The sequence below is a fragment of the Lysinibacillus sp. NPDC093210 genome (assembly GCF_044753985.1).
Taxonomy (GTDB): Bacteria; Bacillota; Bacilli; order Bacillales_A; family Planococcaceae; genus Lysinibacillus.
In genome coordinates, this window is sequence record NZ_JBIVOE010000009.1 from 215268 (window position 1) to 222732 (window position 7465).

General features: G+C 38.4%; 6 protein-coding genes, 6 tRNA genes and 1 rRNA gene. 1 reads left to right on the plus strand and 12 read right to left on the minus strand.

All coding sequences use genetic code 11. The features are described 5' to 3' along the window. Nucleotides 1-249: 249 nt before the first annotated feature. The 11 genes from ACIP9C_RS19600 to ACIP9C_RS19650 form a co-directional block, all read right to left on the minus strand. Nucleotides 250-1299 carry a CdaR family protein gene (locus ACIP9C_RS19600; RefSeq protein ID WP_401013427.1) on the minus strand — a complete coding sequence of 350 codons (1050 nt, stop codon included), beginning with the start codon at nt 1297-1299 and terminating at the stop codon, nt 250-252. Next, nucleotides 1292-2128 carry a diadenylate cyclase CdaA gene (cdaA, locus tag ACIP9C_RS19605; protein WP_340821807.1) on the minus strand — a complete coding sequence of 279 codons (837 nt, stop codon included), beginning with the start codon at nt 2126-2128 and terminating at the stop codon, nt 1292-1294. Before cdaA ends, ACIP9C_RS19600 begins: the two co-directional genes overlap by 8 nt. A gap of 149 nt (nt 2129-2277) precedes the next feature. Further along, entirely contained in the window at nt 2278-2901 is a 624-nt protein-coding gene (locus ACIP9C_RS19610) for a zf-HC2 domain-containing protein (RefSeq protein WP_401013430.1), read from the minus strand. A 13-nt stretch (nt 2902-2914) separates the two neighbouring features. Beyond that, entirely contained in the window at nt 2915-3478 is a 564-nt protein-coding gene (gene sigW, locus ACIP9C_RS19615) for an RNA polymerase sigma factor SigW (protein ID WP_107897642.1), read from the minus strand. 134 nt (nt 3479-3612) lie between these two features. Continuing rightward, on the minus strand, nt 3613-4518 hold the full coding sequence (gene rocF / locus ACIP9C_RS19620) for an arginase (protein WP_401013434.1): 906 nt from the start codon (nt 4516-4518) through the stop codon (nt 3613-3615). Between the two features lie 180 nt (nt 4519-4698). Continuing rightward, a tRNA-Lys gene (locus ACIP9C_RS19625) sits at nt 4699-4771 on the minus strand. Nucleotides 4772-4785: 14 nt separating this feature from the next. After that, nucleotides 4786-4860 (minus strand) — tRNA-Gln (locus tag ACIP9C_RS19630). 20 nt (nt 4861-4880) lie between these two features. After that, nucleotides 4881-4964 (minus strand) — tRNA-Tyr (locus ACIP9C_RS19635). A 14-nt stretch (nt 4965-4978) separates the two neighbouring features. Then, nucleotides 4979-5054, minus strand: a tRNA-Val gene (locus tag ACIP9C_RS19640). Between the two features lie 74 nt (nt 5055-5128). Next, nucleotides 5129-5203, minus strand: a tRNA-Glu gene (locus ACIP9C_RS19645). A 116-nt stretch (nt 5204-5319) separates the two neighbouring features. Then, nucleotides 5320-5396 (minus strand) — tRNA-Asn (locus ACIP9C_RS19650). Nucleotides 5397-5667: 271 nt separating this feature from the next. Between ACIP9C_RS19650 and mbcS the strand changes: the two genes are divergently transcribed. Beyond that, entirely contained in the window at nt 5668-7245 is a 1578-nt protein-coding gene (gene mbcS, locus ACIP9C_RS19655; RefSeq protein ID WP_401013437.1) for an acyl-CoA synthetase MbcS, read from the plus strand. A gap of 125 nt (nt 7246-7370) precedes the next feature. Here the strand turns inward: mbcS and rrf are convergent. Then, nucleotides 7371-7465, minus strand: a 5S ribosomal RNA gene (gene rrf, locus ACIP9C_RS19660); the annotation flags it as partial.

Genomic DNA, 7465 nt, shown 5'->3' on the forward strand with positions numbered 1-7465 from the left:
TGCTTACTTTTGGAAAAGTCTTTTTCATTCATGTAGTAGTAGTTAGGCCTCTCTAATTATCTTTCAGAGGCTCTATAGCTCCAAGCTATTGGCACTCAGGCGTTGTACGTTTAATCTAACTAGATTGCACTTGTACTAATGTTAACCTGAGCCTCACTTGTTCGTAGCATGTTTATATATGCTAGAAAGCACGATTTGTTGAGACAGGAATCTCTAATGAATCAAGTTAAAATTATAGTCAGTTATTGTTTAAGAATCAATATCTTCTTCTGTGACAGAATCAGGATTTATTTCTTCAGGATTAGTTTCAGCATTTGTAGGCGTTTCTTTTTCTACCTTTTCTACCTTGTCGGCTTTCTCTACCTTTGTAACATCTGCTTTAATTTTAATTTTTTGTTCAGATACTTTAGTCGCACCATCTGGTAATTTGACATCAAATTCATACGTTTTTGATTCGGTAATTTTTGATAAATCGATTTCAACAGGTACTTCGGTTAAAACATCAATAATCGATTTTTTCCCAAATAGCTTCAGCGTATGCGTAACAAGGGTTAATTGATTTATAGTAATACCTTCTGCTGCTTTACCAGTTTCCTTTATCGAGACAGGTAGTTCTTTGCTATATTCTGCAATATCTACCCGCACTTTCACTTTTTCTGGTTCTATCGTCACATCTAATTTATTTAAATCGCGATCTAATACTTTAACTGCCGCTTCTTGAGAGAAGGATTGTTTCAAACCTTGTTCACCCGTTACAGTTGCTTTCACGTAACTAATGCTCTCAATAGCACTTTTTGCCCCTGTTACAAACACAGTCGCTGGGTTGGCAGACATTCCTTTTAGGTAATATCCTTCATCAATTAAACGGTTATTCATTTCAGGATCGACACGGAATTCTTGCGTGACTTTTTCCTCAATATTTACATTCACTGTCGCAGGGTCAAGTGTCACTTGCAATTTATCAGAAATATTCTCGTATTGTAGTTTGACGTTATGTTGACCTATTAATAAATCATTTAGGTCAACAAATATTGAGAAATCCTTCACTAGCTTTGTATTTAAAGCAATTTGCTTTGGTCCTTTAATCGTAACATTCACTGTTTTTGGTATACCCGTTACAATAAGATTATCGTCATCATAATAAACCTCTACTGGGACATCTTGAATTACTTCCATCTGTTCACTCATCGCCGTCTTATCTGTAGAAGATAATTCGGTCCGAACTGAGAAAAATAGTAAGCACGCTAGGAAAAGCGCAATGATTCGCAATACCCAAGGGCTATCCATCATTTTATCCATTCTTTTTCCCCCTCCAAGTCAACTTAGAGGCTGCATTAGATTCCTGTACTGAGCCGAACCACATTTTACGTAATAGTGTTTCGAATTCCTCTAGAGAAAGATTGCGATGTAGATTACCATTTAACGTAATACTAATTGCTCCTGTTTCCTCAGATACGACAATCGTAATCGCATCTGTTACTTCACTGAGCCCAAGAGCTGCACGATGTCGTGTTCCAAGCTCTTTCGAAATAAACGGACTTTCAGAAAGCGGTAAGTAGCAAGCAGCTGCTGTGACCTTATCTTTCTGCATAATGACAGCCCCATCATGAAGTGGTGTATTCGGTATGAAAATATTTATAAGTAATTCAGATGAAACCTCCGCGTTTAAAGCGATTCCCGTTTCAATATATTCATTTAGGCCTGTGTCTTTTTCAATAGAAATTAACGCACCGATACGGCGTTTAGCCATATAACTAACAGATTTCTTCATTGCCTCAATCAGTCTAGTTTGCTCTTCTTCTTCTTGACTTGTTGAACGTTGGAACAGCTTGCCTCGGCCAATTTGCTCAAGACCCCGTCTGATTTCAGGCTGGAAGATGATAATGATGGCCAAGAAACCAAACTCAATTACTTGTTTCAGCATCCATCCTAATGTTTCTAACCCCAAAAAGTCTGTTGCAATGCGTGCAATAATAATGACGAAAATGCCTTTTAATAATTGGACAGCCTTCGTCCCTTTAATGAGGGTTAAAATTTTATAAACAACGTACCAAACGAGCAGTACATCTATGAAGTTAATAACAATATTCACTGGTGTTAAATCCGTGAATTGTTCGATAATTTGCACGTGGCATCCCCCACTTTTCATTGCGAATCCATACACGTTTAAGTATAGCACATTCTTTTCAAATGTAACTTTTTTCAAAAGAAAAGTCTACCCAGATGAGTAGACTTTTCATCCTCTCCCGTGCACTACCATGTAGGACGTATAGAGTTCTATTTAGTTTCTTTTTCCTCAAATGTCATTGCAGTCTTAACGGAATTTTTGATGGTATACCATAACCATTCAAACGCTTCGTCTATTTCCTCTATTTTACCTGAAACGACTGCAGAAGATGCCATATACTGGCCGTTAATAATCGTTACATTGCCATCTACTTCACCCTCAACAATTAAGTCGCCATTTTTAACGACAATATCGCCCTTCACAACCTCACCTTTTGGTACTATAACCGTTTGTCCTTCAACAACAAGGTTTGGTTGTTTTGTAACAGAGAAATGCTTATCATCCATAAAGTTACCCAATAAAGTAGCACTCATAAATAAACAGAAAACTGCTGCCGCAACAAAGAACGGATGACGGCGAATCCACTTTTGCATACCTACACGACTTTTTGGTTTCGGTAAACGAGCCATCACCGCAGCTTCAAAATCTGGAGGTGCTGTAATATGGGAAGCACTCTTCACAAAGGCAATCGTTTCACTCAATTCCTGCATCAATTGCTTGCAATCACCGCATGAATGCAAATGTTGTTTCAACTCTTGTTCATGCTCACGACTAATGTCACCATCTAAATAATCATGCATATAATCTATGATATGCTTTGGACAAATATTCATGACGCTCCCCCTCCTACAGATTGTTTAATTGCTTTCGTAATGCTTCACGTCCGCGGTGAATTCTCGTTTTCACTGTCCCAAGAGGCATATCCAAAATTTCACTGATTTCTTGTAACGATAATTCTTCAATATATTTCAATACTATAACTGAACGATATTTATCCGGCAAACGTCCAATCTCATATTGAATGCGATCTTGTAGCTCCATCTGCTCTAACTGATCTTCTGGTAACTGGTCATCTGCTGCAATTTGCGAATACATATCCAGTCCTTCAGTACCAGCTACCTCCGCATCTAAGTAATAATCCGGCTTTTTCTTTCTAATACGGTCTATGCAGAGGTTCGTCGCAATTCGATAAAGCCACGTCGAAAATTTTCTTTTTTGATCAAAAGTATGCAAATTCATATAAGCGCGAACAAACGCTTCTTGTGCAATATCCTCAGATTCTTGCTTATTTCCTAACATTCGGTAGCATACTTGGTACAGTTTGTGCTGATAGAGACTCACAATATCGGCAAATGCGTTTTGATCGCCTTTAAGCACTTGTTTTATTCTCTTATTTACTAACGCATCCATTGTGTTTATTTCTCCACCTTTACAACTGTCTTATACTATACGGCCCGACTATAAGAAAAGTTTCAATTTATATTCAATTATAACAAAAGATTTTTATTCAATGTGGAGATAAACAATATTTTCACAATTTGGAATTAAACTAGTGTTTCACCAAATAAAGAACCTATTAATGCCACAGCCACATCTGCAGTTTTATTTTTTTCGTCTAATATTGGATTTACCTCAACAAACTCAGCAGATGTTAGCATTCCTGATTCTTGTAGCATTTCCATCGCTAAGTGGCTTTCACGATATGTTATGCCACCAGGCACTGGCGTACCTACTCCCGGTGTATAAAGTGGATCTAGACCATCTAAGTCTAACGATAAATGTAAGCCATCAACTTTACGTTCTTGTAAATAAGCAATAGCATCTTCCATTACACGCGTCATTCCAAGGCGATCTACCTCATGCATTGTATATACTTTAATTCCTTGCTGGCGAATTAGCTCACGTTCACCAGGATCTACTGAACGCGCCCCAATAATAATTACATTTTCAGGTTTAACCTTTGGTGCATAGTTACGAATTTGTACAAGGCGTTCATGCCCTAAGCCAATACTAACGGCAAGTGGCATACCATGGATATTACCAGAAGGTGTAGTATCAGGTGTATTTAGATCTGCATGTGCATCAAACCAAATAACGCCTAAGTTTTTGAAATGCCCACCTAGTCCTGCAAGTGTGCCGATTGCAATACTATGATCTCCACCAAATACAAGTGGGAATTTTTTTTGTTCTAATGCTTCATGTACCTGATTTGCTAACGATGTGCTAACATCTACAACTTCTTCTAAATTTAATAGCTGTTTATCTATTTTATTACTCTCTTGTACTTGGCTAACAAGAATATCTCCCTGATCCTCTACCTTGTGACCAATTGCTTCTAATCGCTCTACAACGCCCGCATAGCGGATTGCGCTTGGCCCCATATCAACTCCTCTTCGTGTTTGTCCGTAATCTGTTGGAACTCCAATAATTGATACTTGATGTTTATTCATTATTTTATACCCCCTTTTATTAATAAGACTATTGTAAAGCCTACAATGTACTTGGCTCAACCCAACAAAAAATCGTATATTTATACATTTTAAAATAGCAAAAAAAATCTCCTGCTGTTTTCAGCAAGAGATTAGTATCTGTAGTTAATGTTACACTTTTGAATTTAAATTATAGAAAAGTGAGCCATGAAGGACTCGAACCTTCGACCCTCTGATTAAAAGTCAGATGCTCTACCAACTGAGCTAATGGCTCAAATAAGAAATGAATGGCTGGGGTACCTGGATTCGAACCAGGGCATGACGGAATCAAAATCCGTTGCCTTACCGCTTGGCTATACCCCATTCATTTGTATAAATAAAACTGGTGGAGGGGGACGGATTCGAACCGCCGAACCCTAAGGAGCGGATTTACAGTCCGCCGCGTTTAGCCACTTCGCTACCCCTCCGAAAAAACACTATATGGTGGAGGATGACGGGCTCGAACCGCCGACCCTCTGCTTGTAAGGCAGATGCTCTCCCAGCTGAGCTAATCCTCCATAGAAACAGGTGTTTATTTCTTCACAGTTTATTTATCTTTTTAAGCCTATGCATTACTACGATGCTTAGAAAATGGTGACCCCTACGGGATTCGAACCCGTGTTACCGCCGTGAAAGGGCGGTGTCTTAACCGCTTGACCAAGGGGCCATTTGTTATGTCTCAAACAAGACAAGATTTATATTAACATCATTTTCATTATGATGCAAGCCTTTTTCAATAATTTCTTTTTAAAAATAAATTTTAATTAAAAAAGTGCAAAAAAATGGCTCCGAAGGCAGGACTCGAACCTGCGACAACCTGATTAACAGTCAGGTGCTACTACCAACTGAGCTACTTCGGAACAATACTATTCAATTCGGTTTTAATAACCTCTTAAGTACATTTATTATTATAGCAAGCATTCTAAATTATGCAATACTTTTTCAAAAAAAATTATTTAATTTATTGCATAACTTTTAAATTGTAGGTACTAAAGCACAATAGTTCTCTATTAAAACTAATATTTCTATTTTGTGCATCAAATATTCTTGCTGTATATTATTGTAATTGCTAAAATAAAAATAGTTTTAAGAATTTTCTATCAAATTTGTTTTGGGGAGGAATGTTCATATATGGTAACTAATGATTTAATTGCACCAGAACTTTACAACATTACAGAGGAATTAGAGAAGTTTTCCCAAGATAGTGATCGTCAAGCTATAAGATGGTTGGATACTAAGCAAAATCGTCGTACAATTTCCTATGCCGACCTTATTCAAAAAATGAATCAATACGCGAATGCCTTTACAGAACAGGGACTTCAAAAGGGTGATCGAGTTTTAGTCATTATTCCACGTCTACCTGAAGCATATTTTGTTTTCCTAGGTTGTTTAAAGGCGGGTATTGTTCCTATCTCTTGTTCAGAGATGTTACGTGCAAGTGATTTAGAATATCGTATGGAACACTCTTCTGCAACCGCAGTTATTGCCTACGAGGCTTTTACTAGCGAGGTCGATCTAATTACTTCTTCCGTAGCGGCTTTAACAAATAAATTAGTTATCGGCAATGCTACAAACAATTGGGTATCTTTAGATGCATTAGCTGACAAGCAATCAACTAGCTTTAAGGCTGTTGCTACTAAACGTGATGATATGGCGTTTCTTTCTTATACTTCAGGAACAACGGGCAAACCTAAAGGAGTAGTTCACTCTCATGGCTGGGGTTATGCACATATTCGAACAGCAGCTTCCAAGTGGCTATGTGTGCGTGAAGGTGACCTAGTCTGGGCTACAGCAGCACCAGGTTGGCAAAAGTGGATCTGGAGTCCATTTTTATCGACGATTATGTTAGGGGCAACTGCTTTCGTCTATCATGGTGGTTTTGATCCTCATACTTATCTTCAGCTTCTTCAGGACGAAAAAGTAAATGTACTTTGCTGTACACCTACTGAATATCGTATTATGGCAAAGATTGATAATCTAAAAGATTACAATTTAGCTGCATTAAGAAGTGCCGTTTCTGCAGGCGAGCCGTTAAATCGTCCAGTTATCGAAACATTTATGAAAAATTTTGGCCTTAAAGTACGCGATGGCTATGGACAAACGGAAAATACATTATTAATTGGTACACTTGAAAACACCGAATTACGACCTGGCTCTATGGGGGTGCCTACTCCAGGAAATATTGTGCGTATTATTGACCATGAGGGCAATGAGGCACCTGTAGGAGAAGTTGGAGATATCGCTGTCCATAAATCTTCACCAGCTTTATTCAAGGAGTATTATCGTGAACCTGAACGCACACAAGCTGCTTTTAGAGGTGATTGGTATATTACAGGTGACCAAGCAAAATGCGATGAAGATGGTTACTTCTGGTTTGAAGGACGGGGAGATGACATTATTATTTCATCCGGCTATACAATTGGTCCATTTGAAGTAGAGGATGCTTTAAATAAGCATGAAGCAGTACAAGAATGCGCTGTTGTCGCGGCACCAGATGAAATTAGAGGTCATATTGTAAAAGCATTTGTAATCCTACGTGAGAGCTTCCGTGATCGTGATGAGGAAGAATTAACGAAAGAGCTACAGGAGCACGTTAAAGCTTTAACAGCGCCTTATAAATACCCTCGCAATATTGTCTTTATAGATGAGCTGCCAAAAACAACATCAGGTAAAATCCGACGTGTGGAACTGCGCGCAATAACTGTATAAATAATTAAGAGACATTTCGCCTATACTGGTGAAATGTCTCTTTTTATGTTCTAGTAAATTCTGATAAATTGTTTTTAAAGAAATAAAAAAAGCCACTACTGAGTGTATCAGCAGCGACTTTTTGCGCCTAGCGACGTCCTACTCTCACAGGGGGAAGCCCCCAACTACCATCGGCGCTAAAGAGCTTAACTTCCGTGTTCGGTATGGGAACGGGTGTGAC